The sequence below is a fragment of the Bdellovibrio bacteriovorus genome (assembly GCF_001592745.1).
Lineage (GTDB): Bacteria > Bdellovibrionota > Bdellovibrionia > Bdellovibrionales > Bdellovibrionaceae > Bdellovibrio > Bdellovibrio bacteriovorus_B.
Window position 1 is genome coordinate 1,018,955 of the sequence record NZ_LUKD01000001.1, and the last position, 25,630, is coordinate 1,044,584.

Below are 25,630 nucleotides of genomic sequence, written 5' to 3' on the forward strand. Positions count from 1 at the left end.
GAGTGCGAATAAAGGAGGAAAGTAAAAAGAGCCCTTGCGGGCTCTTTTCATTAAGCAGCGTTTCTAACTTGAACTTGTTTCAAGAGATCGCCGGCAATCTTATCGAGAGGAAGAATCTTGTCGGCCGCACCCAAAGCTACGGCCGCCGCGGGCATTCCGTACACGACGCAGGTTTCTTCGTTCTGAGCAACAGTGTAAGCACCGGCATTCTTCATTTCCAGAAGACCTTCGGCACCGTCTTTACCCATCCCCGTCAAAACTACTCCCAAGGCATTCTTACCTACGTACTTCGCGACGGACTTCATCATATAGTCTGCGGCAGGACGCACACTGTGCAATGCCGGCCCTTGATGAAGCTTCACGTGATAGAAGGCACCACTACGATGGATTTCCATATGATAGTTTCCTGGAGCGATCAATACACGACCCGGAACGACTTGGTCGCCTTCTTGAGCCTCTTTGACTTCAAAAGGAAACATGTTGTTCAAATTATCCGCGAAAGATTTCGTAAATCCGGGCGGCATATGTTGAACAATCAAAGTACCAGGAATATCCGCTGGCATTCCCGACAAAAAAACTTTCAATGCCTCGGTTCCACCCGTTGAAGAAGCCACTGCGATCAACTGATGCGTTGTACGCGCCAGTGACGTCGCCACTTTTTGAACAGGAGCTCCCGGCGTCACAACTTTTTTCACGGGATTGATGCGGGCCTTCGCAACCGCTTTCACTTTCTCGATAATCGAGTGTGAAAGCGTCTCTAAGCTTTGGCTGACGTCAATGGAAGGTTTTTCCATGATTTCAATCGCGCCCGCTTCCAACGCACGCAAATAAGTTTCCGAACCCGTTTTAGCTAAGCTCGAAAAGATAATCGTCCGCGTTGGAAAGTGCTGCATGACTTTTTCTAGGAAGCTGATGCCGTCCATACGAGGCATCTCAACATCCAAAGTCATTACATCGGGCTTCAAAGCCACCAGTTTGTCACGTGCGATGTAAGGATCTGAAGCGGTACCCACGACCTCAATATCCGGAGAAGAACTGAAGATCTTTTCCAAGAGCTTACGGATCACCGCAGAGTCATCAACGATTAAAACACGAATTTTTTGCGCCATAAATGGGGCCTTTACTGGTTAAAGCTTTTGGTAAACAGCTCTGGAAAGGGGTTTCAAACCAGTATGCTTAACGTTTCCAGACTCAGAATGGCCCAAAATCAAATAGCCACCCGGCGCCAAGCAAGATACCAAATTATCAATGACCTTTTTCGTGGTCTGCTCATCAAAGTAAATCAAGACGTTACGGCAAAAGATCACGTGAAACTTATGCTGAAATTCGTACTTGGGATTCATCAAATTGAAGGGAGCAAAGCGAATCATCTTGTGGATAGAATCCTTGGCCCTGAAAAACTCGTCGCCATTGGCTTTCACCTTCTCAAAGTACTTAACTCTTTGAGCTGGAGGAAGACCTTGCATTTCGCGCTCTTCATAAGTACCAACAGAGGCCTTCTTTAAGACCTGCAAATCAATGTCGGTTGCTAAAAGACGCACTTTTGTAGATGAAGTCTCGCCCAAAGCTTCACAGGCTGTCATCGCAATTGTGTAGGGCTCTTGGCCCGTACTTGCGGCGGCACACCACATGCGAATGTCCGAGCCAAACTTTTTTGCCAGCTCAGGAATAATATTTTGAAGGAAATCGAAGTGATTCGATTCGCGATAAAAAGACGTCATATTCGTCGTCAACGCCGAAATAAATTCAGACGTTAAGTCCGGTCCGCCTTTTTCTAATAATGTCCAATACTCTTCGTAACTTTTCAAAGAGTGTCTTCTTAAAAGCTTCACGATGCGATTGCGGATGAGTGCATGATTCTTTGGCGTCAACGGAAGGTCCACACCCGCCAATTGATACATGTGCTCAGCAAACTTCGTAAACATTTTATCTGAAAGCTTGATCTCTTCAAAATCGTAAAGAGATCCTACTAATTCATTCTTTTTTACAGCCGTCATGCCGCCATCTCCCGACCCTTAGCTACGTTATTCACTAAAGCCCCCGGTTCCAAAATTAGAACGGTACGGCCGTCTCCAAGAATCGCGGCGCCCGCGACTTCTGGAATGTCTTGACCTGTCGTGATTGGTTTCACAACCACCTGAGCCTGTCCTAAAACGTCGTCCACGGGGAACGCCATTTGGCCGGTCATAGACTCAATAATCACCAACATTGTTTCTTCACGGCGCGCACTCAAAGAGTTCTCGCGGCGTTTTTCCAATTGTTGATCTTTTTTATTCAAACTCCAATTGATCGAACCCAAAGTTTTTGAGACATCAATCACCGGCAATAAATGACCGCGAATGCTCGCCACTTTTCCCGCACCAGAAATATTCGTGTAGTCCTTTGGAAGAACGCGCACGATTTCACGGATTGAATGAATCGGAAGGATGTAACGAGCCCCATCTAGAGCTACAATAATACCGTCCGTGATCGCCGTGCTTAGGGGGATTGTCAGGCGGAACGTTGTTCCCTGTCCCGCTTTGGAATAGATGTTGATCTTACCATTGATTTTATCAAGGTTTGACTTAACAACGTCCAAACCAACACCTCGACCGGAAAGATCTGAGATCTTATCTGCCGTCGAAAAACCGGGATAGAAGATATATTGATAAACTTGTTCATCCGGAATTGTCGCTGGATCCACTCCTTGCGGAACAAAGCCCTTTTCAATCGCCTTACCTAATACTTTTTCACGGTTGATACCGCCACCGTCATCCGTAATATCAATCGTGACGTTACCGCCTGATTGTTTTGCAGATACGGTCACTTTCGCGGTCGCGGGTTTACCACGTTCTAAGCGCACTTCTTTCTTTTCCACCCCGTGGTCCATCGAGTTACGAACCAAGTGAACGAGAGGATCGCCAAGAAGTTCAAAAACGGTTCTTTCAACCTCTGTTTCTTCACCAATCAATTGCAAATCAACCGGTTTATCCAAAGTCAAAGACACGTCTCGAACGATACGTTGAATTTTAATGAACATGGATTTTAGCGGCGTCATGCGAATGCTCAAAGTTTTTTCGTACAACTCGCGCACAGCTTTATCCAATTGATCGACAATGCCTTCAAGACGCAAGTTCACGCCACTGCGAACCGTCTCGTCATGCACAAGCTGATTTTTAAGAACCACAAGCTCGCCGACCGCATCAAGAACTGAGTCCACGCGACCGGTGTCAACTTTGATAGTTCCGTTTAACTTACCTTTATTATTGCCACCGTTAGAGTCCGATGCTGCCGTAGCAGAACTGGCTGCAGGCTTTGACTCTTTCGGAGCTGGTTGAGAAGCCACAACTTTCAACGCGGGCTTTTCCACAACCGGCGCAGGCGCCGAAGCTGTAGCGACAGGAGCTGGTGCCGCCTTTTTTTGTTCTGCTTCTTTAGCTTCAAATTCAGCGCGGTCTTCAGGGGACAATTGTCCAAGAAGCTCTGCAAGTAATTCGTGATTAGTGCAATCATCTTCAGGAGCGGCTTCCGCAACTGGAGCGGCCGCTGCAAAGAAATCATCTGGAGCAGCTTCTTTCACTTCATCATGAGCCGGAGCGGCGGCTTCTTTGCTATGCGAAGATTGTTTGCCAGAAAGTTCTTCGGTGATTTGAATCAACTGAGCTTTCAGTTCAGCCGGATCCCACGCGCCTGTTTTTCCTTGCTGTAAAAAGGCAATGCGGTTTTTCAATTCGTCACCAGATGTTAATAGAAGCGAAATTACATTGGAGTTCACTAGCTCTGGACGCGAACGCAAAAGATCTAAAAGGTCTTCCATCACGTGCGCGAACTTAGAAAGATCCGTCAACCCTACTGCCGCAGCACCACCCTTCACCGAGTGCGCCACACGGAAGATGTCCGTAAGGTCTTTTGCAGGATCTTGACTGTTTTCCAGCCTCATCATGTATTCTTCGTATTGCTCAAGCATGAACGCAGATTCGTTCAAAAAATCCATCTGCAGTTCTTCAAAAAAGGAATTATCACCGCTCATGTGCGCTCCATTATCATATAAAAATCACAAGGAATTATCGGACGATAGAGGGTTCTTCTGTTTCCGTCGTTAGTCCAGAATGAGACAAAATAAAATGGGGGACGAAGTTCCTCACATTCACCCGACCATTGTCTCAGATTGAGTGGTCCAAAATGTGACTTTGTTAACTTTTTTACTTAATTAGGTCCAGCAACAAAATCTCTTAAAGTTCAAAGCCATTTTTCTCGAAGAGTTGTTTGAGTGATTTTATTTCTACTACTTGAAAGGCAATTACAATGAGCGATGTATCTATGAAAGCAAAACCCGGCCAATATCTAACTTTCCAATTGATGGCTGAACAATATGGCGTGGCTATCGAAACAGTGCGTGAAATCAATCAGTTTGGTGAAATCACTCCTGTTCCTCGTACACCAGACTATGTAAAAGGCGTGATGAACCTTCGTGGTAAAATCATTCCTGTAGTAAATCTTCGTGTGAAGTTTGGTATGTCTGCACAAGACACTACACGCGACACTTGCATCATCGTGATCGACACTGAAATCGGTCAAGTGGGCATGATCGTAGACTCTGTTAAAGAGGTTGTAGATCTTCAAGAAAACCAAATCGAGCCTTCTCCAGTGCTTGGCAACGAAAATGCAATGTCTTTCGTTCGCGGTATGGGTAAGGTTGATAACAAAGTTGTTATCCTTGTGGATATCGTTTCTGCATTCTCATCAGAGCAAATGGGCACAATGGCTCAATACTCTCACTCAGAAGCTGCTTAATAGATACTTTAAAAGTAGATCTAAAAGAAAACCCGCAGGAAACTGCGGGTTTTTTATTTTGAAATGAGCGGGCTCGCATTTGTGTTAAGTTATCAACACAAACTTAAAAAACTACCAAGCCTGGCTTTTTTGAAAGAAACCGCCTGCTGCTTCAACGATTGCGCCGGCATCCACTTTGTGTTTGCGGTACAAATCCATCGCCGTGTAGGCACTTTGTCCGAACTCTCCGTGCACACCTAAGCTTTTCACTTTCAACGTAGCCACATCGGCTTGCAACAATGCATGCGTCAGCATTTGTCCGAAGCCACCAATCACTTGGTGATCTTCCACCGTAATCAATTGACTTTGCGTTTTCTCTAAAGAAGCTTTGAAAGTCGCGACATCAATGTGATTTACACAAGCTGAATTGACAACAATCGCACCCACGCCTTTAGCTTCAAGGTCCTGCGCCGCTTTCAAAGCTTGCGGCACCAATGAACCCGTCGTTGCAATCGTTACGCATTTGCCGTTCTTACCAGACGTTGTATCGATAAGAATTTGCGCTTTTCTTAAGTCGTAAGAACTTGGTGTTACATATGACTTAGGGAAGTTTTCACGGCCTAAGAAGAAAATCGAAGAATTTGGCACTTCACCATTTTTACGAGCTTTTGCGAAGTTCTCGATAGCTGCATAAACCAAAGCATCAGCTTCCTCACTGCAAGACAACGAATAAACGTCCACGTGAGGAATTGATGAAACCATTGCCATATAGCTCAACGCTTGATGAGAAGCCCCATCGGCCGCATCTTGGAAACCAGTGTGGGAGAAGATCGCAATAATCGGCGCTTCAGATAACGCCCCCATCGTCAAAGGCAAGGCCCCTTTCGTCACACCAAATTGCGCAAAGGTATCAACAACTGGGATATAACCTAGTTTAGAAAGACCTGCCGCTGTTGAAACCATGTTGCTTTCTGCGATACCCACATCAAAAGAGTCATGAGGGAATTCTTTACGGAAACCCGCGACCCCCGTGGAACCCGGAAGATCCGAAGTCACGCTCAATACAGGAAGACCCGCTTTGCGAGCGCGAATCATCGCCGCAGAAACACCCGTTTGAATTTTTTCACCCGAATCTTTGACTCCGCTAGCTTTGATTTCAGCTTCCCACTTATGAAGTTCATCAATCCACATATTGTAAATGGGAAGAAGGGCTTCACCGCCATAGATCTCACCCAAGAAAGCCGCAAGTTCTGTTGGGCTCTTTAAAGGGAACCCGTGACCACCGGAAGCAGACTCGATGGTTTTCTTAGTTCCGATACCTTTGACCGTCTTTGCATGAATGACGACAGGCATTTTTGGATTTGCCTGAGCTGTTTCAATCGCATTCACGATAGTGTCGTAACATTTCTGCAAGTCGTTACCTTCTTGCAAAGTGATCACATTCCATCCCAAAGCTTTTAAAGACTCAAATGTCGGCGTCATCGAGAATGACTCGGCGTCAATACGACCAGAAAGTTTTGTGTTGTTATCACTGATGATCAAAACGAAAGGACCCATCTTTCCTTTTTGCGCCAGGCCTGGAATAGCGGCGAAAGATTCTTTCGCCTCTCCTTCCATGCAGGCTCCATCAGAAATCGTTGTCACCGTCACGCGGTTTGTGCCAGCAATAGCTTCACCCATCGCGACACCTTGTGATTGCGGGAAAGCCGAACCCAAAGGACCGTTCGAGATGAATACACCTTCAGGGAAACAATGAACTTCACCGTGACCTGTCAATCCGCTTTCGATAGAGCGGAATTTTTTAAGACTGTCTAAAGTCAAACCCGCCATGCCGTAGTTGGCTTTCAAAGCATACAAACCGTTTTCACAGTGACCAGCATCATTGATCAAATGGAACATGTCGTACCATTGTTTTCTCACGCGAGAAGAAACGTCGAAAACATGGCCGTGAAGAGCCGACATTAATTCTGCCAAAGCAGCAGGTCCACCGTAGTGAGAAGCCGCTCCGCCGAGGACGGCATTCATGTCCATCAAAGACACAAGCACGCGCGTTGCGCGAGGATCCGCCACAGGAATTTGGCGTCCGTCTTTGCTTTTGACATAGGTTTTAAATTGAGGCTCCTGTGAAGGATTGCCCGCGAGTTTTGTTTTGATTTGGATGGGTTCTGTCATAAGATCTAGTTTTACTCTAAGGGCCTAGCCGCGTAAAGCGCAGGGGCTGCTTACCGGGAGCGTTAAATGGAAAAACTTTATTCCCATAATATTCGCGACATCCTAAAGGTGGAGTTACACCGCCATCTGGACTGCTCAGTGCGTTGGAGTACACTCATCGAACTGGCCCCGCAGGTAGGGATTCCTTTAGCAAAGACGACTCAAGGTCAAAAAGATCAATTTCTTATCACAGGTCCCATGAAAGACCTGGGCTCGGTGCTAAACAAATTCCTGAATGCGCAAAAAGTATTAGCCAGTGAAGAAATCCTGACTCGCATTGCATTTGAAGCCTGCGAAGACGCTTACAACGATGGCATACGACTTTTAGAGCTTCGTTATGCTCCCACATTTATCGCCGACGGCCACAAATCTTTGACTTACGAAAAGATTCACAAGTCTTTGCATAAAGGCATCGAGATGGCTCGCAAGAAATATCCCATGGCCATCGGACTTATTTGTATTATTCAAAGGATCAAACCTTATGAAGTGGCCGAAGAAGTCGTAGATTTCGCGATTGACCACAAAGACAGTTTCTTGGCTTTGGATCTTGCCGACAATGAAGAAGGATTTGATCCAAAAATTTTTGCTCCGCTTTTTCAAAAAGCAAAAAAGGCCGGACTGCATATCACGGTTCATTCTGGAGAGGCGCCAAATTCTGCCAGTTGGGTTCGGGACAGTATTGAGATCTTAGGAGCCGAACGCATCGGTCACGGGATTCAGATCATTAACAATCCCGACGTGCTGAACTTCGTTCGCGACCGCAAGATTCCTTTGGAAGTTTGCCCAATCAGTAACTACCTGACCCAGAGTTTTAAAACCTACGAAGAGCATCCGATTCGCAAACTGATGGAGCAAGGAATTCTCGTAACCATCAATTCGGATGATCCCGGTGTTTTTGCAACCCAGCTAAGTGACGACTATGAAGTTCTTCATCGTGTTCATGGGTTCAGCAAAGAAGATTTCAAACGCTGCAATCAAGTTTCTTTTGATGCCAGTTTCTTTCCTGAAGCCGAAAAAAATCGCTTTATGTCGGAGTTCTTTGGATGAACGAAAAGTTAAAAGAAGAACTTCTGCACCTGATCCGCGAAGACGAAGCCACCCGCGAAGTCCTGGCCAGCACAGGCGAGTTGTTTCACGGTTATCATCCCGCCATGGAAAAAGTGCATCTGCGTAACGCCGATAAACTGAAAAAACTGATCGAAGACAATAAAGGTTTTCCCACTATAGATCAGGTCGGTGAAGATGCCTGTGTCGCCGCTTTAAGAATTGTCCTGCATGCGATCAGCTTGCCTGAATTTATGCGCGCCCAAGAACAGGTCTTAGTCGATCTTGCTAAGCAAAACAAGGTGCCCAAATCTTATGTCGCGATTCTTGTGGATCGCATTCGTTTTTATGAGGGCCGTAAACAAGTCTATGCCACCAATGCTGACTGGGACGAAAACGGAATTCTGCGAATCACTGAAGTGGAAGATCCAGATAAATTAAATCAACGCCGACATCAAATGGGACTTCCGCCATTGGAAAGTTTGGTTGTGACACCTCGGGACGGAGAATACCATCCGCCCGACCCTGCTAAGCGCCATCAAGAGTTTCTGGAATGGACGCGCAAAACAGGTTGGCGCTCTCTAACCTAGGAGGAGGCTCAGCCTGTCATCCTACTTCCAAGTTGACTAACAAAGCTCTGGCCTGATTATCTCTATCTATGGAAACACAATACTTATCAGGCTTTGGTAATCACTTTTCGTCAGAAGCTCGTCCCGGCGCGCTTCCTTTAGAACAAAACTCTCCGCAAGTCGCTCCATTAGGGCTTTATCCAGAGCAACTCAGTGGTTCCGCCTTCACAGCTCCTCGTCATCACAACATGTATACTTGGCTTTATCGCATTCGCCCTTCCGTGATGCACAAGGCGTTTAAGCCGCTTAAAGAGCTAACACAAAAAACATTTTTTAAACCTCAGCATATCAATCCCAATCAAATGCGCTGGAATGCCACAAACGACACGGCTGGAAATTTCATTGAAGGCATTCGCACTGTGTGCGGCAATGGCTCTGCTTACGAACAACGCGGCCTTCATGTTCATCTTTATTCCTTCAATCAAGAGATGGGGAATAAGTACTTCATGAACGCCGATGGCGATTTTCTTTTCGTACCGCAAGCCGGTTCCGTACAAATCAAAACAGAATTAGGAATTATTGAAGCCGAGCCAGGAGAAATCGTTCTAGTTCCTCGCGGAATGAAGATGCAAGTGAATCCGTTAAAGGGAGGAAACTGCAAAGGCTATATCGGTGAAAACTTCGGCGCACCCTTCCGTCTTCCCGAGTTAGGACCTATCGGCGCCAATGGCTTGGCACACCGTCGTCATTTCCTAACACCGGTCGCGGCATTTGAAGACAAAGAAGGTTCTTTTGAATTGATCGGAAAATTCAACAACGACTTGTGGGCGGCGGAGATGGGACATTCTCCTTTAGACGTCGTTGCATGGCACGGAAACTATGTTCCTTTCAAATATGATCTTCGTAAATTCAACACGGTGAATACGGTCAGTTACGATCATCCAGATCCTTCCATCTTCACTGTGCTTACGTCAGCAAGTGATACACCAGGAACAGCGAATGTGGACTTTGCGATCTTCCCGCCACGCTGGATGGTCGCAGAACACACCTTCCGTCCGCCTTACTTCCACAGAAACTGCATGAGCGAATACATGGGTTTAATCTATGGTGAGTACGACGCAAAAACGGCAGGAGGATTTGTCCCGGGCGGTGGAAGTTTGCACAACTTCTATTCTGCACACGGACCTGACGTGGATGCTTTTGAAAAAGCGAGCAAGGTCGATCTTAAACCTCACAAGATCGTCGATACGATGGCCTTTATGTTTGAATCGCGCGCACCGTACATGGTGACAGACTTCGCGATGGGTAAAGGTTTCATTCAAGAAGACTACCAAGACTGCTGGCAAAGTTTTAAAAAGAATTTTAAGTAATATTAAGCCGCGGCAACCTTGAAACATCGGGTTGCCGCCAAGTCCTCTCAGAGATCGAATTACCATCCATCCCACTTTGATGTTTCGTTCTAAGACACGCAATAACCAGAAAAACTTAATAATACGTCTTAAGTAGCCGATAAGTTTCATATCTTATGAACTTCTGTACGTTCTTGTTTTTCATAGTTGGCTTTGTGCTGGCCACATCTAATCACGCACAGGCTTCGCCGAATGCGTTGACATACCAGGGTCGCATCCTGAATGTGAATGGCCAACCTTTAGAACATAACAATGTCAGCTTCCTCTTTGAAATCACGAGTCCCAATGGAAATTGTGTTATCTATCGCGAACAAAAAGATGGCGTGAGCCTGCTGAACTCTCGCGGTGTCTTTGATGTCCCGATTGGATCAGGCAACAAACTCTTTCCGACGGACCCTCTTTTTACACTTCTAGACTCGTTCAATAATTCTCAAGCTCAAAACTGTTATGGCGGAGGAGCACCTTATGTTCCCAGCGCCGGGGACATCCGTCTTTTGAAAGTTCAGTTTCATGATGGCTCCGGATGGAGAGTGATTTCGCCTTCCAATGAAATTCGCACCGTTCCCTATGCGGCTTACGCACGTTCAGCAGAAAAGCTTGGAACAAAAACAGAGAATGACTTCGTCGTAAAGACTGGAGTTCCTACTTGTGCCGCCAATGAATTTTTGAAATGGAATGGTTCTGCACTTATCTGTGCGCCTGTCAGCGGAGCAAGCGGTGGAACGGTGACAACAGTGACGTCCACCAACTCTTATGTAACGATTGTTAATAACACCTCAACTCCCCAAGTGACCTTAAATGTTGGCACGACTGCCGGGACAGTTGCCGCGGGCGACGACGCTCGCCTTAGCGATTCCCGCGTTCCCAAAGGGGCCGCCGGTGGAGATTTGAGCGGCACTTACCCAAACCCTTCTGTCGCAAGAATTCAAAATACACCCATTGCAAATACGACACCGACTTCAAATCAGTTTTTGAAATTTGACGGCACTCAATGGACCGGTGCCGGTATCAACATCAGCGATGTGACAAATTTAAATTCGACTTTGAATAATTATCTTTTGAAATCCACTTTCGACGGATATGTCACTTCGGCGGGCTGCTTGCCTCATCAGACCATGTACTGGAGTGCCGTGCTAGGATTTCAGTGCCAGTCCATCAATGTTTCGGTTGATGGCGATGTCAGCGGGACGATAGGTTCCGTCTCTGTAAATAGAATCAAAGGCGTTGATGTCGATACGACGGGTTTAACTTCAGGCCAAGTTCTAAAATACGACGGCACAAAATGGGCACCCGCAGCCGATAATAACGGCGGTGGCACAGTCACCAATATCTCTACCGGAACCGGGCTTAGCGGTGGACCGATTACAGGAACGGGAACAATATCTCTTACGAATACCGCCGTCACAGCAGGTTCATACACTCGCGCAAATATCACTGTGGATGCTCAAGGGCGCTTAACGGCGGCCAGCAATGGTTCGTCCATCAATCTTGCGACGGAAGTCACAGGCACTTTACCCATTGCAAATGGTGGAACGGGACAGACTTCGACTTTGGCCGCTTTTAATGCGCTTTCCCCTCTGACTGCGAAAGGTGATATTCTTGTTCGCAACGACACCAACAACTCTCGCCTTCCTGTGGGCGCTAACGGACAAATACTTTCTGCCAATTCCGCAGCGGCTTCCGGTCTGGAGTGGATCACCCCTGCTTATGGCACGGTAACCAATGTCAGCGGGACAGCTCCTATTTCCGTAGCCACCGGAACAAGCACACCCGTGATCTCAATCAGTGATGCAACGACCGCCGCCAAAGGGGCCGTTCGAGTGGGTGCTGGTATTGCTGTTTCTTCAGGTACCATCAGCGCGGATCCCGCCAACTTTCCTTCAACAGTTCCCGTCACAAAGGGTGGTACAGGGACGGGCACTTTCACAGCCAACAGATTGATCGCTTCTGATGGAACTGGTTCCTCGCTTTCGACTTTCAACTGTGCTGTTGGGCAATTGGTTTCTTTCGACGCCACGGGCATGATGACTTGTTCCGCTTTCACTACGGGGTCGATTTTTATTAATGCCGGAAATTCTTTTTCTGCCGACGCCATCCTCGGAACTAATGATGGCTTTGCATTGAATCTAGAAACTAACAATCAAACGAGAGTGACCGTGTCTGCCGATGGTAACGTGGGAATTGGCACCACCACTCCTCACACTTCGGCTCTTTTAGAAATTTCTTCTGCAGCAAAGGGCTTTCTTCCCCCACGTATGACTCGTGCGCAACGAAACGCTATTACGGGAGCTCCTCAAGGATTGGTTATTTATAATACCGACGACAACACCGTCGACTACTACAATGGCGCCAACTGGTTTTCTTTAAATGGATCACCGAAGTATATGAAACGGGGCATGGCGGGTTATCAAACTGTTGATCAAAACTCTATTGTCGCTTTCTCTTTAACCACGGCAAATAACGGAATGACCACCACAAGTAACGGGATCAATCTTAAAGCCGGAGTCACTTATCGTCTTGAAGCTTCTTTAAATACGTATCAGAGCGATGGAAATGGATACCTCGGCTATGTGTTTTACAATGGCACCACCACCTTTGGTGCCCCCGCTTACACAGATGAACCCGACTCAGTGGGTGCGTACGGCTTTAAGTCCACTCTTCTTGAAATCTACACTCCGGCGACGGATCAGACAGTTTACGTTCGTATCAGCGACGACAATATCGGCGCCGGCCAAGTCACTCCAAACTACAACACGTACTTTATGGCGACCGAGCTTGTTCCTTCAGGTCCCGGCGGTGGCGGAGCCGACAATCTTGGAAATCACGCCGCCACCCAGAATATCAACTTGGGTTCGCACTGGGTGTCAGGGGATGGAACTTCTAATGGGCTTCGCGTGGATAATTCAGGTAATGTCGGTGTGAAAACCGCTTCACCATCGGCCGCTTTGGAAGTTACCGGAGACGTCAAAATTTCTGGCCAAATCGTCAACAATGCTTGGACGGACATAACCGCTTTCACAAATTCGTGGGCCGCCTATTATCCCATCGCAGGCGTTGCAGCTCCGGGCTATCGCAAAGGAAAAGACGCTCGAGTTTATCTTCGCGGATGTATGGCTCCTGGAACCTGGGGAAACGCGGCCTTCACATTTCCAGTTGGATTCAGGCCGACGACGAATATGACGCTAAATCTGACGGCTTATTCTGGCACGGCAGGAACGGCGGTGGCCGTTTATGCTTGGATCTACACGGATGGAACTTTTAGACCTTGGATAGCAAACACAGCCACCTGGCTATGTCTGGATGGAACTAGTTTCCCAACGGATTAGTATTTCACTGCAAAAGTTCTGGCTGACGTGATTGATGACCCAAAGGTTCTTCCGAGAGCCAAGACTGAATCACTGCGACCAATTCTTGCCGACGTGTCGGCTTTGTTAAAACGGCATCGAAGCCCGCTTTAATACATCTCATGGTTTCTTCTCTCATCGCGTGAGCCGTAAGCGCAACGATAGGCCCCTCATAACCGAGCTTACGAATGCGTTGCACAGCCTCATACCCATCCATTAAAGGCATTTGTATATCCATGAGGATTAAATCCACGTGAGACTCACAAACTGTCTCTAAGGCTTCAACACCACTTCCCGCTTGAAGCAGTCGAACTTTATGAGGACGAAGATAACGATCAATAAGAAGTCTGTTATCACTGACATCGTCGACAATCAGGATGACCTTATCTTCTAACGAGTGAGAAGCTATATCCGAATGCGACACCACAGGTGTTCGTACTTGGGGCGCTCCCTCAACTGTATCCAAAACAAGAGTGATTTCAAAAACAGAACCGACCTGAACTTCAGAAGAAATCAGCTTTAAGTCCCCGCCCAGCTTTTGCGCGAGCTGCTGAGAAATCACCAAACCTAAACCCGTCCCACCGAAGCGTCTGGCAGTTGAAACGTCGGCTTGAGCAAAAGGTTTAAAGAGCTTTTGAACTTCATCCACTGTCAAACCCGCACCCGTATCCCGCACGGTAAAAGTCACACGACGAGCTTCACAGGATTCGCGTTCCAAGATCGCGTCTTCAACACGAACTTGAACATCGACTTGTCCCTTGGTGGTGAATTTAATAGCGTTACCAATAACGTTAAAAAGAATCTGCTTAATTCGCAAAGGATCGGAAACAAAGGTCAGATTTCTATCGCAGGACTGAATCTTTAGCGAAATACCTTTTTCAGTCGCACGAAATCCCAAACTTGCTTCGACATCTTTTAAAAGATCCTTCAAAGAAAATTCTTTCTTTTCAAATTCCAGTCTCTGCGCTTCGATCTTTGTAAGATCTAAAATATCGTCGATAAGGCGCAGCAAAAGCTCTCCATTTCGTCGGATGACTGCCAGAAATTCATTTCTTTCAGAGTCACTCAACTTATCTTGAGACAGAATGTCGGCAAATCCTAAAACCGCCCCTAAGGGTGTGCGAATCTCGTGAGAGATATTGGCTAAGAAATGGCTTTTAGCTACGTTGGCCTCTTCAGCTTTCTTCTTAAGAAACTCCATCTCTTGAACTTGTTTATTCAAAAGACGGCGTTGCTGATCCAAAAGTACAAATGTGCGAACTTTACTGCGGACTGCATGAGGATCTAAAGGTTTGAATAAAAAATCCACCGCGCCCGTATCATATCCTTCAAAAAGAACAGAGCGGTCTTGTTGACGCGAGGTCATCAAAATCATCGGAAGATGACGGGTCTTTTTCAAAGCCCGAACCAGCCGCGCGAGTTCAAATCCGCTCATCCCTGGCATTTGCACGTCCATAAGCGCCAAGGCGAAGTCGTGGTTCATCAATAGCGACAGTGCTTCCTCCGCACTTTTCGCTGAAAGAACTTGAATATCTTCGCCTGAAATCAGGTGAGACAGAAATAAAATGTTCTCATGATGATCGTCCACGATGAGTAGCTTGGTTTTCTCCATGCAACTTTTCCCCTGATTCGATGAATGGTGATCCCGCGGACGTGCTATTGAAAATGATCTCATTCTTTTAATATCGAATCTTGGTAAAGGACTTAACACAACCTATTTAGAATATCCAAAGCAAACAACATAGCGTGTGCTCCTCGCGAACAAGTTCCGGTAAAAAGATTTCTGGAAATTTTATGATACAGTTAAGATTCGCTCTGTATTCGAAACTAATCGAAGCCCAACCAAGTGCGTTCGCGTACATGGCCCATATTTTTTGTGAAATTACACCGTTACCATTTTACAATTTAAACAGGATTTATCAGCCAAACACTTTGTATAAATCCAGAAGCAAAGCTTTCTTGAAGGACCGACTTCTTCGCCATGATAGCCTTGTTCCTATGAAAATGAAGATGATGCCATTCATTCATCGGCTGCACAGCGATCGTTTTTTAGATAAGCTCGGGAACGATAAGATCTTAGATCTTGCAGCGGCCCTTTCTTATTACACAGCCCTTTCCTTGGCGCCTCTGCTTATATTAATGATCACTTTCGTTTCTTTCCTAGGAATGGAATTTAAAACCGAGATGATCAGTGAAATCGAAAATCTTGTTGGCTCCCAAGCCAGTCAGGCCATCAAGGCTATCGCCATGAATGCTGACAAAACCCCTACGATCCGGGACTGGGCAGGATTAGTGGGTGTCATCACTTTGCTATTTTCTGCTGGCGCGATTTTTGGTCAATTGCGTGAGTCCTTGAATGTTATTTTTGAAGTAGCAAGTCCCGCGCAGGATCAACAAGACGAAGGAATTTTAAAAAGTTCCTGGGCCTTTATTAAGAAAAAAATATTCAGCATGGGAATGGTGCTGGCCTTCGTTTTTATTTCGATGGTGTCTTTGGTGATTTCATCAATCATCTCGCTAGTTCTTAGTGGTGCCGCGGCTATTATCGGACAGATCGCCAACTTTCTGATCTCTTTGTTAATCTTCACTTTGCTTTTTGCGGCTATCTATTACTTTTTACCGCAAAAGAAAATGCGGCCGGCGGAAACTTTAACAGGTGGCTTGATCACTGCGATCTTATTTTCTATTGGTAAAACACTGATCGGTCTTTATCTGGGACAAAGCGCTGTAGGTTCACTATACGGCGCCGCAGGATCTTTAATCGTATTACTAATGTGGGTCTATTACTCTTCGATTATCATCTTCATCGGTGCTGAAATCGCCAATGAGATTCACAAAGTCGATGATGAAGAGGCTTCGACTTTGACAAAAACGCGCGGCTAAGAGAAATTTCAATCTCCAACCACCGCGAGGTTTTTATGCGTGATTTCTATCCTTCAATTGAACCAAATAATTCTGGAATGCTGAAAGTATCCGACATTCACACTTTGTACTGGGAAGAGTGTGGAAATCCCCTGGGAAAACCTGTGGTGTTTTTGCATGGCGGACCAGGCGGTGGCGTGGCTCCAGATCACCGTCGTTTTTTCGATCCTAAAGCCTATCGCATTATTCTTTTTGACCAACGTGGTTCTGGAAAATCCACTCCCTGTGCAGAGCTTCGAGAAAATAACACGTGGGAATTGATCAAAGATATCGAAACGATTCGCTCCATGCTCAAAATCGACACGTGGGTTGTTTTCGGCGGCAGTTGGGGTTCAACGCTTGCTTTGACTTATGCGATTTCTCATCCTGAAAGAGTGAAGGCTTTGGTTTTGCGCGGAATCTTTTTGTGCCGTCCTTCAGAAATCAAGTGGTTCTATCAAGAAGGCGCCTCAGAAATTTTCCCTGACGTATGGGACGAGTACTTAAAACCCATTCCGGTGGCTGAACGTGGTGACATGGTGACGGCTTATTACAAACGACTGACTCATGAAAATTCAGAGGTGCGTTTGCAAGCGGCAAAAGCATGGAGCAAGTGGGAAGCGGCTACATCACGCCTGATCGTAGACCAAAACGCTATTGATGAATTCGATGATCCTGAATACGCGTTGAGCTTTGCACGCATCGAGTGCCATTACTTCACCAATAATGCCTTCTTCTCGACGAACAATTGGATCTTAGAAAACATCGAAGCCATTCGCAAAATTCCTGCAGTGATTGTTCAAGGCCGCTATGATGTTGTCTGCCCGGCTCGCTCTGCGTGGGACCTCCATAAAGCTTGGCCGGAGGCAAAATTTACAATCATTCCTGACTCAGGTCATGCGGCTGCAGAGCCTGGAACTCGCTCAGCTCTTATTGAAGCCACAGACAGCTTCAAACACCTGTAAGAATTTCAGCTACCAAGGGGCCTAGCGCCCCTTATAGAACGTATAAGTATTATGATGTTGTAAAGTGGTTCCAAATTGGGTTTATTAGCTTTCACGCACCGTGGGGTTTACGGTGCAACTATCCGGGGGGATACGTGAAGTTGAATAAACTTGTTTTGGCGGGGCTAGTTTCAAGTTTGGCTTTAACAGCTTGCTCACCTCAAGCTTCTAATCAAGGTGAAATTCAAACGACAGGCGAGGGAATCATTGGCGGTAAAGTAGTTGAAGCCGGTGATAAGATTCAAGAAAGCATCGTGGCTGTTTACGATGCCGTTGAAGGACAACTTTGCACAGGTTCTCTTCTTCCAAACAACCTTGTGCTAACAGCCGCTCATTGCATCGGAAGCGAAACAGAAGCGATGTATGTTTTCTTCGGTAATGAGGTCAACAAGTACGCGGTTCGTCGCCAGGTCGACAAAGTAGCTATTTCATCTTTGTGGGAAACACGCCAATACGAAGACTACGACACGGGTGACATCGCTTTGATGCACTTCCAAGGTGAAGTTCCGGCGGGCTACAAACCAGCCACTTTCTTAAGCGAAGCGAACAAAAAACTTCTTAAAAAAGGCGCGAAAGTCGTTCTTGCTGGTTACGGCATCACAGATGGCGTAACAGGTGACGGCGCAGGAACTTTGCGTATGACTTCGGTTAAAATCGCAGACCCAAAATTCAGCCTGACAGAGGTAAAGCTGGATCAAACTGGCGGCACAGGTGCCTGCCACGGTGACTCTGGCGGTCCAGCTTACATCGAAGTGAAAGGCAAGTACTACCTTTGGGGTGTTACTAGCCGCGGAGTCGAAGACGCTGAAAACGACTGTTCAAAATACTCTGCATACACGAGCGCATTGGCTCACAAAGTGTGGTTGAACAGAATGGCCAACAAGCTGATCGTTTCTTTAACAAATCCTGAAATTTCCAAATAGACTCACAAATTTCAGACTAAAAAAATTTTAAAAACACGAAGGGCTGCTACAAAAATAGCGGCCCTTTTGTTATTTCATTCCACAATCATGCCTGGGGAACTATGAAAACGAAGTTGTACGTAAGCTCTTTTATCGTTTTGTTGTTGGCAGCCTGTGGGGGACCTTACGGAGTTGAAAATATCGACATCACTCCGGAAGACGCGATCATTGGCGGCAAAGAGACAACAAGAGACAATGTGCTATCGAAGTACGTTGTGCTTATTCATGACGGTCCGACGAAAACTTACTGCACTGGAACCTTGATCAAAAAGAATGTGATCCTGACAGCCGCTCACTGCATTCCCAGCGGCGCTGCCACTCTTTCATTGGCATTCGGTTTAAAGCCATTGGCGGGGCAGTACATTCTTCGCCAGGCCGTCCGGGCGATTCCTCACCCCGATTACAAAAAGCAAAGTGCCAACGATCGTGATGACGTCGCATTGATCCTGATTAAAGGTGATGCGCCGAAAGGTTTTGAACCTGCTCTTCTTCCAGATGACAATTTTCCGTTCAAAGCAGGATTGGGATTCACGGCGACAGGTTACGGTCGCACGTCAGGAAGAGCTCCGGCGCAAAAAAGTGATACTCAAGGTTCTGGAACTCTTCGCCACGTGGATCTTTTGATCGACAGCATCTCTAAAGACGATGCGCAGTTTTACGTAAATCAGAAGTGGAACAAAGGTATTTGTAACGGCGACTCGGGCGGTCCGGCGATGATGCGCTATCAAGGTAAAGACTATCTTGTAGGTGTCGCCTCTGCGACCTCATGGAGTGTTCCCAGTGAAATCAGCGAAAGCGAACGCGAAGAATACATCCGCAAAAAAGATTTCTGCTCAGAGAAATCCATCTATATGAGCGTTAAGAAATACCGCCCATGGATTGAACGCGAATCAAAGAAATTGTTGTACTAACTGGCGAAGTTTTTCGCCCAGAACTTTGGGGCTGTCAAAAAGAACCCGGTGAGAAGAATTCGGAACGACTTCCACCCGCAGCCCCATCACCTCTTCCTGCAGGCGACGAGAAAGCTCCATAAATTTTTCATCGCGGTCGCCCACCATCCAGACGATCTTTTGAATATTTTTAAGCAAAAGACTGCGCATGTTTTTTTGCTGAGCCAAAGACCACTGAGTTAAGGCCAGACTTAAAGATTCACGAGAGTATTCTTTTTCCTGACGAAGAGGTTCGTTTTCGCCACCACCAAAAACCGGTTGAGCGTTCCAATTTCGAAGGACACTTTCCCACGGGGCTTTTAAAAATTCTTCAGCCCAATACGAGTCATTCATCCAACGCTGGCGGCGTTCTTCGGAAGTAGGATCCAAATCTTCATGAGGGTCATTAAAGCCGGGATTGGTCGAAACTAAGACCACCTTGTGCCAAATATTCGGGCGACGCTGAAGAGCATGCAAAGCCAGTCGCCCACCTAAGGAATACCCTACGAGGATGTTTCTATCCGCCGAACAGCCGTGCGCTTCGATCCACTTGATGAAGTTGTCAGCCCAAGCCTCGAACGCATGCTGGGGACCTAATAGCGCTTCTTTAAAGTAATCCGGCGTGTAGATCCTGACGCCATCGTGCTGAGGCACGTGGGCTTTGACAATGGCCCAGTCTGAGGGCCGTCCTAGGAATCCATGCAGGAAAAAGAGATTCACTCTTTCCACAGAAATTCGTACTCCTTCCAGAATTCTTGAGTCTGCTCCCAGTGGGGGCAGAGTTCGATGATCTGGTGATCAGCAAAATTGTTCTCTTCAGGAATATTATGCCATTTCTGATAAGACCAATTCCACATCTTTGCCCATGATTCGAAAGAAATCTGGTGTTTGTTTACGAAAATCTCTTTATTGAACATGCGAGAGAAAATTTGCCCCCCGCCGTTGTTAATGACGACAATACGGAATTTGTTGGCTTCAAGTTGAGAAGTTGCCCAAAGTGACGATAAATCATACAGCGCTGTTAAATCTCCAACAAGACACCAGTTTTCTGTCTGCGGCGACGCCCAACCTAAAAATGTAGAAAGCTGTCCGTCGATACCGTTGGCTCCGCGATTGGCCGCCACTCGCAAAGGCATCGCATCGTGGGAGGAGCAAGAATCCCATTCACGAATCGGCAGTGAGTTCCCTAAATAGACCGAGGCACCTTTCATTTTTTTAGACAAAGAATAAATCAGGCCTTGTTCTGACTGAGGGTACTTTTCCAAAAGCGCACGCATCGCTTCAGTGCGGGTGTTGTCTTCGATATTAAGTTTTACGTTTTCACGATGAACATGCGTGAACTCCACTTGGCTTAACAAGTCGATCGAGTTGCAATGATGCACCGGACGGCTTAGGCCCGAGAAGTGGTTGAAGCTGATATTGAACACCGGAATTTCACGATACTTCACTTCAAGGTCGCGCCAGAAACGCGCCGTGGGAACTCCGCCAATACGCAGAACCGAATCACAAAGACCTGAATTTAGCACTCGGTGGATCATCTTTTCGCCAGAGCGAATTTCAATATCTTTGATATCGGGATGACCGCGCAAGCTTGAGATACCTTCGCAGTACACCGGTGCTTTATATTGTTTCAAGAACTCAAGCACCGTCGTGTGAGCTTTTTCAGGTAAGATCCCCACAATCACCAACGGCTTGTGAGAATTGATGAAGTCTTCAACTTCTTTCAAAGTTCCTAATGGCAATTGGCCTGGTAATTTTGTTCTTTCAGATACAGAGAATTCGATCTTAGGGACGGGACCATCAATCAACGGCTCTTCAAAACAGATATTCACATGAATAGGCTTTTTCCAAGACAGAGATTTGAAAGAAATATGTGAATTTTCCGCGTCGATGTCGAGTGCGACTTCATTGTAGTAAGAAAAAATCCCCACCTGCTCGATGGTCTGAGGAGCTCCCGAGCCACGATAGTGCTTCGGACGATCTGCAGTGACCATAATCAGTGGTAATGATGAATAAGTTCCTTCAACAGCGGCAGGTAAAAGCTCGGCGACGGCCGTGCCTGATGTTGTGATGATCGCCACCGGGCGACGAGTGCTCGCAATTCTTCCTAAGGCAAAAAACGCGGCCGAGCGCTCTTCAAAGAAAGAATATACTTTCAGATTTTTATTTTCGTCTAAGATGTGAACCAAAGGGCTGTTGCGAGCTCCGGCGCATAAAACAAATTCACGAACACCGGTGTGCACCAGTTCCTGAATGACCTTCGCTGCTAATTCCATATTTGTCATAACTCAAGCCCCAAAATCTTTCTTACTGATTGGCGTTTTTGAAAAACCTCACGCCACTCTCGTTCCAATTCACTGTCAGCGACGATCCCGCAACCCGAACCAATCATCGCAAGGTTTTTATTCCACTGCAAATTTCGAATGCCGACAAGGCACAAGGCCTCTTCGCCCGCAAAAACAGCGAAAGGTCCCCCATAAGGCCCGCGGTCGTCTTGTCCAGGAAGCTTGGCCATCCACTTGTAGCCTTGGCTACGTGGAGCGACCCCTAGGGCCGGCGTCGGATGCAGGTCCTTCACCAAAGATAAAAACTCAGGTTTTTTATGACAGTGAATCTGAATGTCAGTTTTCAAATGGTAAAGTGTCGGAAGTTCTACGATATAGGGTCCATGAGTTTTCACCTCACCCCAAGGACTTAGGACTTCTTTGATATCTTGCAAAACCAAGAGGTGCTCTTGCATCTCTTTGGCGTCGTTTAGAAGAGAGTCGCGCTCGGAAGCTTCACTCTTGGGGCATGTCCCCGCCAATGCCATCGTTTTCAGAATTCCTTGTGAATAGTCAAAAAGTGTTTCTGGAGTTGCTCCCAAAACACCCTTTCCGTTCTGCCAAAGTCCGTAGACGTAAAGAGTGGGCGGTGCTTTCAAAAGATTCGAAATTATCTGCGCTCTTTCGGTTGCCGATACGGTTTGCGCGGATCGCGAGAACACGACCGGCACGGCCTTTTGAATTTCATTTTTTCGAATGCGATTTTGAATAACCATCAAGGCTTGCGCGAAGTCTTCTTTTTGAGGCTCTTCCCAAGAAGCTTTCATTACGGGGGCCTCAGAAGACGGATGCTGAGCCAAGTAAGCCTCACAATGATGGCGCATGTCTTCGGTCGTTAAGCGGTAAGTTTTCGCTCCCCGCAAGGGTTTGCTAGAGCCTAGGTCATAGAAATCAGGGCAAAATACTGTAATTTCATCACTATTCGCGTCGGAAGCAGGCTCAAAAGGACCTTCAATAAGAATCCATTGATCCTTATGGCGCAAGAGGGCCCCTGCCTCCAAAAAGTTTGTAATGCCTGAGAGCGTTATGCTATTCTGCCGTTCCACTAGAGAAGTCGTATTATGGAAATGCTAACTATGCAAACAACTCCCTCAACCCAAATCGTCAATGTCGGCGGATATGATATCGGCGGACCACAGTTCACTGTGATCGCTGGTCCTTGCTCTATCGAAAGCTACGAGCAATTCATGGAAACCGCAAAAGGCGTGAAGTCTTCTGGCGCTCACATTCTTCGTGGCGGGATCTGGAAAATGCGCACGTCTTCAAAAGCCTTCCAAGGTTTGGGTTCTTCATCCTTCGATTTCATCAAAGCTGTTTGCAAAGAGACAAACATGAGCCTGATTTCTGAAGTCACAGATGCTCGTCAAATCGAAGAGATCTATGACATCGTAGAATGCTTCCAAGTCGGCTCTCGCAACATGCACAACTACTCTTTGCTTAAAGAGCTAGGCATGCAGAAAAAGCCGGTGATGTTGAAACGTGGTTTCGCGGCTTTGATCGAAGAGTGGGTGAAAGCTGCTGAATACATCACAAACGGTGGCAACCCGAACGTCATCCTTTGCGAACGCGGTATCCGTACTTTCGAAACAGCGACTCGCAACACGCTGGATATTAATGCGGTGGCTTTCGCGAAAAGAAACACACATCTGCCTGTGATCGTCGATCCTTCTCACGCTGTCGGCATTCGCGCTCTTGTGCCGGATTTGGCTTATGCAGCGGCGGCAGTGGGAGCTGACGGTATCATCGTTGAAGTACATCCTCGCCCGGCAGAAGCTCTTTCTGACGGCATGCAAGCTCTGACTTTGGATGATTTCAAACACATGATGACCAAGATGGATAAAATCTTGAAAGCCGTCGACAGACCTCTTCACAAAGTAGAGCTTTATGCAAACTAAGCATTCTCCAAATCCAGAAGTGATTCGCAGCATGTTCTCTAAAGTCGCAGCGAACTACGACAAAGGGAACAACGTTTTGTCGATGGGCATTCACCACTTGTGGAGAAAAAAATTAGTTAAGTATAGCGGCGCTAAAGCTGGCGATAAAGTTCTAGACTGCGCCACGGGCACGGGCGATCTAGCTATCGAATTCAAAAAAACCGTAGGCACAGGCGACGTCGTAGGAACAGACTTCTGCGCGGAAATGTTAATCCCTGCTCCAGGTAAAGCCAAAGAACGCGGCCTAGAAATCAAATTCGAACAAGCCGACGTCACTCAACTTCAATACGCCGACAATTCTTTTGATATCAGCAGCATCTCGTTCGGCATCCGCAATGTAGGCGACCCAGTAAAAGGCCTGAAAGAAATGGCTAGAGTAGTAAAACCCGGCGGCCAAGTGATGGTCCTAGAATTCGGCCAAGTAAATCTGCCTATCTTCGGCGCGATCTACAATTTCTACTCGCAAAACATCCTACCAAAAATCGGCGGCCTAGTAACAGGCCAAGGCGAAGCCTACGAGTATCTACAAAAATCCTCAGCCGCTTTCCCCTGCCGCGAAGGCTTCCTAGATTTAATGAAAGAAACAAACTCTTTCGAAAAAATGGAATACATCAGCCTGACCGGCGGAATAGCCTACATCTACAAAGGCACCGTAAAATAAAAAGTTTTAATGAAAGCACCGACTGAAACACGGTGCTTTTTTATTTCGACGACGTGATGAAATTTCTCCGCATACTTACTCATCTAAATTTCACTGAACGAAGTTGGCCCTAAGCAACAGCACAGATTTGCGCTGGGAAGGGAGTCCTTTGAAATGACTCCGAAGTGAAGGGCCTTCGGTGGCGCCACGATGGCGCGAACCGAGGCGAAGCCTCGGCACCGACCGAGCCGGGACGGCGTGCCCGAACGAAGCGAGCCATTTCAAAGGACTCCCTTCCCAGCGCAAATCCGTCGCTCGAAGCGAAACCAATCTAAGGTCGAAGTGATTGTTCAGAGGAAGCAAGAAGACGAAGAGGCTCAACACGAACCCCGATATGAGGAGCCCGCCCCTCAAGACTAAGAAGCTCGTCATAAAAAGCACGAACCTCAAGTCGTGTTGGAATCACCATTTCAGGTTCTGGTGGCGTCGGATCCGGAACATTCTTCTTCGTCGGACATCCCCAGATGCCCAATCCAAGCGTGCCAGTAATAAGAAGAATGAGTGCGAGTTTCATACATCCATTTTCCCCCGGTTCATTTGCCGGAGGAACTTGTATTCGTGCAGAAACCCTAAGAACATCCCCGTTTATAAATACATCGTAATAAACAGGGATGTCTGGATGGTCTAATTCATGAGAAAATTAGTAATGCCAAGGGAACTTTTTGAAATCTTTGGGACGTTTTTCAACGAAAGAGTTTCGACCTTCGACGGCTTCTTCGGTGCCATAAGCAAGGCGAGTGGCCTCTCCGGCGAATAATTGCTGGCCTACTAAACCATCGTCAATCAAGTTGAATCCATACTTCAACATGCGCATGGCCGTTGGAGATTTTGAATTCATCTCATAAGCCCATTCCAAAGCGACTTTTTCTAGGTCCTTATGAGGAACAACGGCGTTGACCATGCCCATATCAAAAGCTTCTTGTGCTGAATAGTTGCGACCTAAGAAGAAGATTTCACGCGCGCGTTTTTGTCCCACCATGCGAGCCAGATAAGCGGATCCGTAACCACTATCGAAGCTAGCCACATCAGGGTCTGTTTGTTTGAAAATCGCATGTTCTTGTGAAGCCAAAGTCAGATCACACACCACGTGCAAAGAATGTCCGCCCCCCACAGACCAGCCTGGCACAACGGCCATGACGATCTTAGGCATGAAGCGAATCAAACGTTGAACTTCCAGAATATGCAAGCGACCTAGGCGCGCTAAATCCATTTTGCCAACAGCCTCTTTTTCTTCATACTTGTAGCCATCTTTGCCACGAATACGCTGGTCACCGCCAGAACAGAAAGCCCAACCACCGTCTTTTGGAGAAGGTCCATTTCCAGTGATAATAACAACACCGACATCCGCCGTGATACGCGCGTGCTCTAAAGCAGTGTAAAGCTCATCCACCGTTTGCGGACGAAAAGCATTGCGCACTTCAGGACGGTTAAAGGCAATACGAACTGTGCCTTGATCTTTGGCGCGGTGATAAGTGATGTCTTTGAATTTAAAACCAGGAACTTCAGTCCACCATTCAGGATTGAAAATATCGGAAACCATTTTTACC

Annotated in this window: 21 protein-coding genes; 11 read left to right on the top strand and 10 right to left on the bottom strand. The window is 46.9% G+C overall.

Features of this window, described 5'->3' with window-relative positions; translation table 11 throughout:
- Positions 1 to 50: 50 nt before the first annotated feature.
- From AZI87_RS04800 to AZI87_RS04810, 3 genes are read right to left on the bottom strand one after another with little or no spacing between them, the layout of a single operon-like run.
- Positions 51 to 1,109 carry a protein-glutamate methylesterase/protein-glutamine glutaminase gene (locus AZI87_RS04800; protein ID WP_063205257.1) on the bottom strand — a complete coding sequence of 353 codons (1,059 nt, stop codon included), beginning with the start codon at positions 1,107 to 1,109 and terminating at the stop codon, positions 51 to 53.
- An 18-nt stretch (positions 1,110 to 1,127) separates the two neighbouring features.
- Positions 1,128 to 1,997 carry a CheR family methyltransferase gene (locus AZI87_RS04805; RefSeq protein WP_063205258.1) on the bottom strand — a complete coding sequence of 290 codons (870 nt, stop codon included), beginning with the start codon at positions 1,995 to 1,997 and terminating at the stop codon, positions 1,128 to 1,130.
- Positions 1,994 to 4,009 carry a chemotaxis protein CheA gene (locus AZI87_RS04810; protein WP_063205259.1) on the bottom strand — a complete coding sequence of 672 codons (2,016 nt, stop codon included), beginning with the start codon at positions 4,007 to 4,009 and terminating at the stop codon, positions 1,994 to 1,996. The genes AZI87_RS04805 and AZI87_RS04810 overlap by 4 nt, the downstream gene beginning before the upstream one ends.
- Before the next feature lie 275 nt (positions 4,010 to 4,284).
- Between AZI87_RS04810 and AZI87_RS04815 the strand changes: the two genes are divergently transcribed.
- Positions 4,285 to 4,773, top strand: coding sequence for a chemotaxis protein CheW (locus tag AZI87_RS04815; protein WP_063205260.1), 489 nt, complete (start codon positions 4,285 to 4,287; stop codon positions 4,771 to 4,773).
- A 111-nt stretch (positions 4,774 to 4,884) separates the two neighbouring features.
- On the opposite strand, the gene AZI87_RS04820 is transcribed toward AZI87_RS04815, so the two are convergent.
- The gene (locus AZI87_RS04820) at positions 4,885 to 6,924 is read right to left on the bottom strand and encodes a transketolase C-terminal domain-containing protein (protein ID WP_063205261.1); all 2,040 of its coding nucleotides are present in this window, start codon (positions 6,922 to 6,924) and stop codon (positions 4,885 to 4,887) included.
- 66 nt (positions 6,925 to 6,990) lie between these two features.
- Here AZI87_RS04820 and add point away from each other — a divergent pair, with 66 nt between their 5' ends.
- From add to AZI87_RS04840, 4 genes are all read left to right on the top strand, one after another.
- Positions 6,991 to 8,010 carry an adenosine deaminase gene (gene add, locus AZI87_RS04825; protein ID WP_081112129.1) on the top strand — a complete coding sequence of 340 codons (1,020 nt, stop codon included), beginning with the start codon at positions 6,991 to 6,993 and terminating at the stop codon, positions 8,008 to 8,010.
- Positions 8,007 to 8,597 (top strand): DUF6624 domain-containing protein, encoded by a 591-nt coding sequence (locus AZI87_RS04830; protein ID WP_063205262.1) that lies wholly within the window; start codon positions 8,007 to 8,009, stop codon positions 8,595 to 8,597. The genes add and AZI87_RS04830 overlap by 4 nt, the downstream gene beginning before the upstream one ends.
- 68 nt (positions 8,598 to 8,665) lie before the next feature.
- The gene (gene hmgA, locus AZI87_RS04835) at positions 8,666 to 9,946 is read left to right on the top strand and encodes a homogentisate 1,2-dioxygenase (RefSeq protein WP_063205263.1); all 1,281 of its coding nucleotides are present in this window, start codon (positions 8,666 to 8,668) and stop codon (positions 9,944 to 9,946) included.
- Between the two features lie 155 nt (positions 9,947 to 10,101).
- Positions 10,102 to 13,311 (top strand): beta strand repeat-containing protein, encoded by a 3,210-nt coding sequence (locus AZI87_RS04840; RefSeq protein ID WP_063205264.1) that lies wholly within the window; start codon positions 10,102 to 10,104, stop codon positions 13,309 to 13,311.
- Between the two features lie 4 nt (positions 13,312 to 13,315).
- Here AZI87_RS04840 and AZI87_RS04845 read toward each other — a convergent pair whose 3' ends face one another.
- Positions 13,316 to 14,941 (bottom strand): response regulator, encoded by a 1,626-nt coding sequence (locus tag AZI87_RS04845; RefSeq protein WP_063205265.1) that lies wholly within the window; start codon positions 14,939 to 14,941, stop codon positions 13,316 to 13,318.
- Positions 14,942 to 15,327: 386 nt separating this feature from the next.
- On the opposite strand from AZI87_RS04845, the gene AZI87_RS04850 reads away from it, so the two are divergent.
- The 4 genes from AZI87_RS04850 to AZI87_RS04865 all read left to right on the top strand — a co-directional run bounded on the left by AZI87_RS04850 (position 15,328) and on the right by AZI87_RS04865 (position 19,107).
- On the top strand, positions 15,328 to 16,212 hold the full coding sequence (locus tag AZI87_RS04850) for a YihY/virulence factor BrkB family protein (protein ID WP_063205266.1): 885 nt from the start codon (positions 15,328 to 15,330) through the stop codon (positions 16,210 to 16,212).
- Positions 16,213 to 16,247: 35 nt separating this feature from the next.
- Positions 16,248 to 17,195, top strand: a complete 948-nt coding sequence (gene pip / locus AZI87_RS04855; protein ID WP_063205267.1) for a prolyl aminopeptidase — start codon at positions 16,248 to 16,250, stop codon at positions 17,193 to 17,195.
- A gap of 134 nt (positions 17,196 to 17,329) precedes the next feature.
- Entirely contained in the window at positions 17,330 to 18,157 is an 828-nt protein-coding gene (locus AZI87_RS04860; protein WP_253696463.1) for a S1 family peptidase, read from the top strand.
- Between the two features lie 101 nt (positions 18,158 to 18,258).
- Positions 18,259 to 19,107, top strand: coding sequence for a S1 family peptidase (locus AZI87_RS04865; protein ID WP_063205268.1), 849 nt, complete (start codon positions 18,259 to 18,261; stop codon positions 19,105 to 19,107).
- On the opposite strand, the gene AZI87_RS04870 is transcribed toward AZI87_RS04865, so the two are convergent.
- The 3 genes from AZI87_RS04870 to AZI87_RS04880 are packed head-to-tail and all read right to left on the bottom strand — an operon-like array spanning position 19,087 to position 22,432.
- A complete protein-coding gene (locus AZI87_RS04870) occupies positions 19,087 to 19,854 on the bottom strand; it encodes an alpha/beta fold hydrolase (protein ID WP_253696466.1) in 768 nt (255 codons plus the stop codon). The two genes, AZI87_RS04865 and AZI87_RS04870, sit on opposite strands and share 21 nt — an antisense overlap.
- Positions 19,842 to 21,410, bottom strand: coding sequence for a 2-succinyl-5-enolpyruvyl-6-hydroxy-3-cyclohexene-1-carboxylic-acid synthase (gene menD / locus AZI87_RS04875; protein WP_063205269.1), 1,569 nt, complete (start codon positions 21,408 to 21,410; stop codon positions 19,842 to 19,844). Before menD ends, AZI87_RS04870 begins: the two co-directional genes overlap by 13 nt.
- Entirely contained in the window at positions 21,407 to 22,432 is a 1,026-nt protein-coding gene (locus AZI87_RS04880) for a chorismate-binding protein (RefSeq protein WP_253696468.1), read from the bottom strand. The genes menD and AZI87_RS04880 overlap by 4 nt, the downstream gene beginning before the upstream one ends.
- A gap of 78 nt (positions 22,433 to 22,510) precedes the next feature.
- On the opposite strand from AZI87_RS04880, the gene aroF reads away from it, so the two are divergent.
- Together aroF and ubiE are read left to right on the top strand one after the other, a co-directional pair.
- The gene (gene aroF / locus AZI87_RS04885) at positions 22,511 to 23,344 is read left to right on the top strand and encodes a 3-deoxy-7-phosphoheptulonate synthase (RefSeq protein WP_063205270.1); all 834 of its coding nucleotides are present in this window, start codon (positions 22,511 to 22,513) and stop codon (positions 23,342 to 23,344) included.
- Positions 23,334 to 24,044, top strand: coding sequence for a bifunctional demethylmenaquinone methyltransferase/2-methoxy-6-polyprenyl-1,4-benzoquinol methylase UbiE (gene ubiE / locus AZI87_RS04890; RefSeq protein WP_063205271.1), 711 nt, complete (start codon positions 23,334 to 23,336; stop codon positions 24,042 to 24,044). Before aroF ends, ubiE begins: the two co-directional genes overlap by 11 nt.
- Before the next feature lie 310 nt (positions 24,045 to 24,354).
- Here the strand turns inward: ubiE and AZI87_RS04895 are convergent, their stop codons facing one another.
- A complete protein-coding gene (locus AZI87_RS04895; RefSeq protein WP_063205272.1) occupies positions 24,355 to 24,597 on the bottom strand; it encodes a hypothetical protein in 243 nt (80 codons plus the stop codon).
- 126 nt (positions 24,598 to 24,723) lie between these two features.
- Complete coding sequence (locus AZI87_RS04900) at positions 24,724 to 25,623, bottom strand: 1,4-dihydroxy-2-naphthoyl-CoA synthase (RefSeq protein WP_063205273.1); 900 nt, start codon at positions 25,621 to 25,623, stop codon at positions 24,724 to 24,726.
- Positions 25,624 to 25,630: the final 7 nt, after the last annotated feature.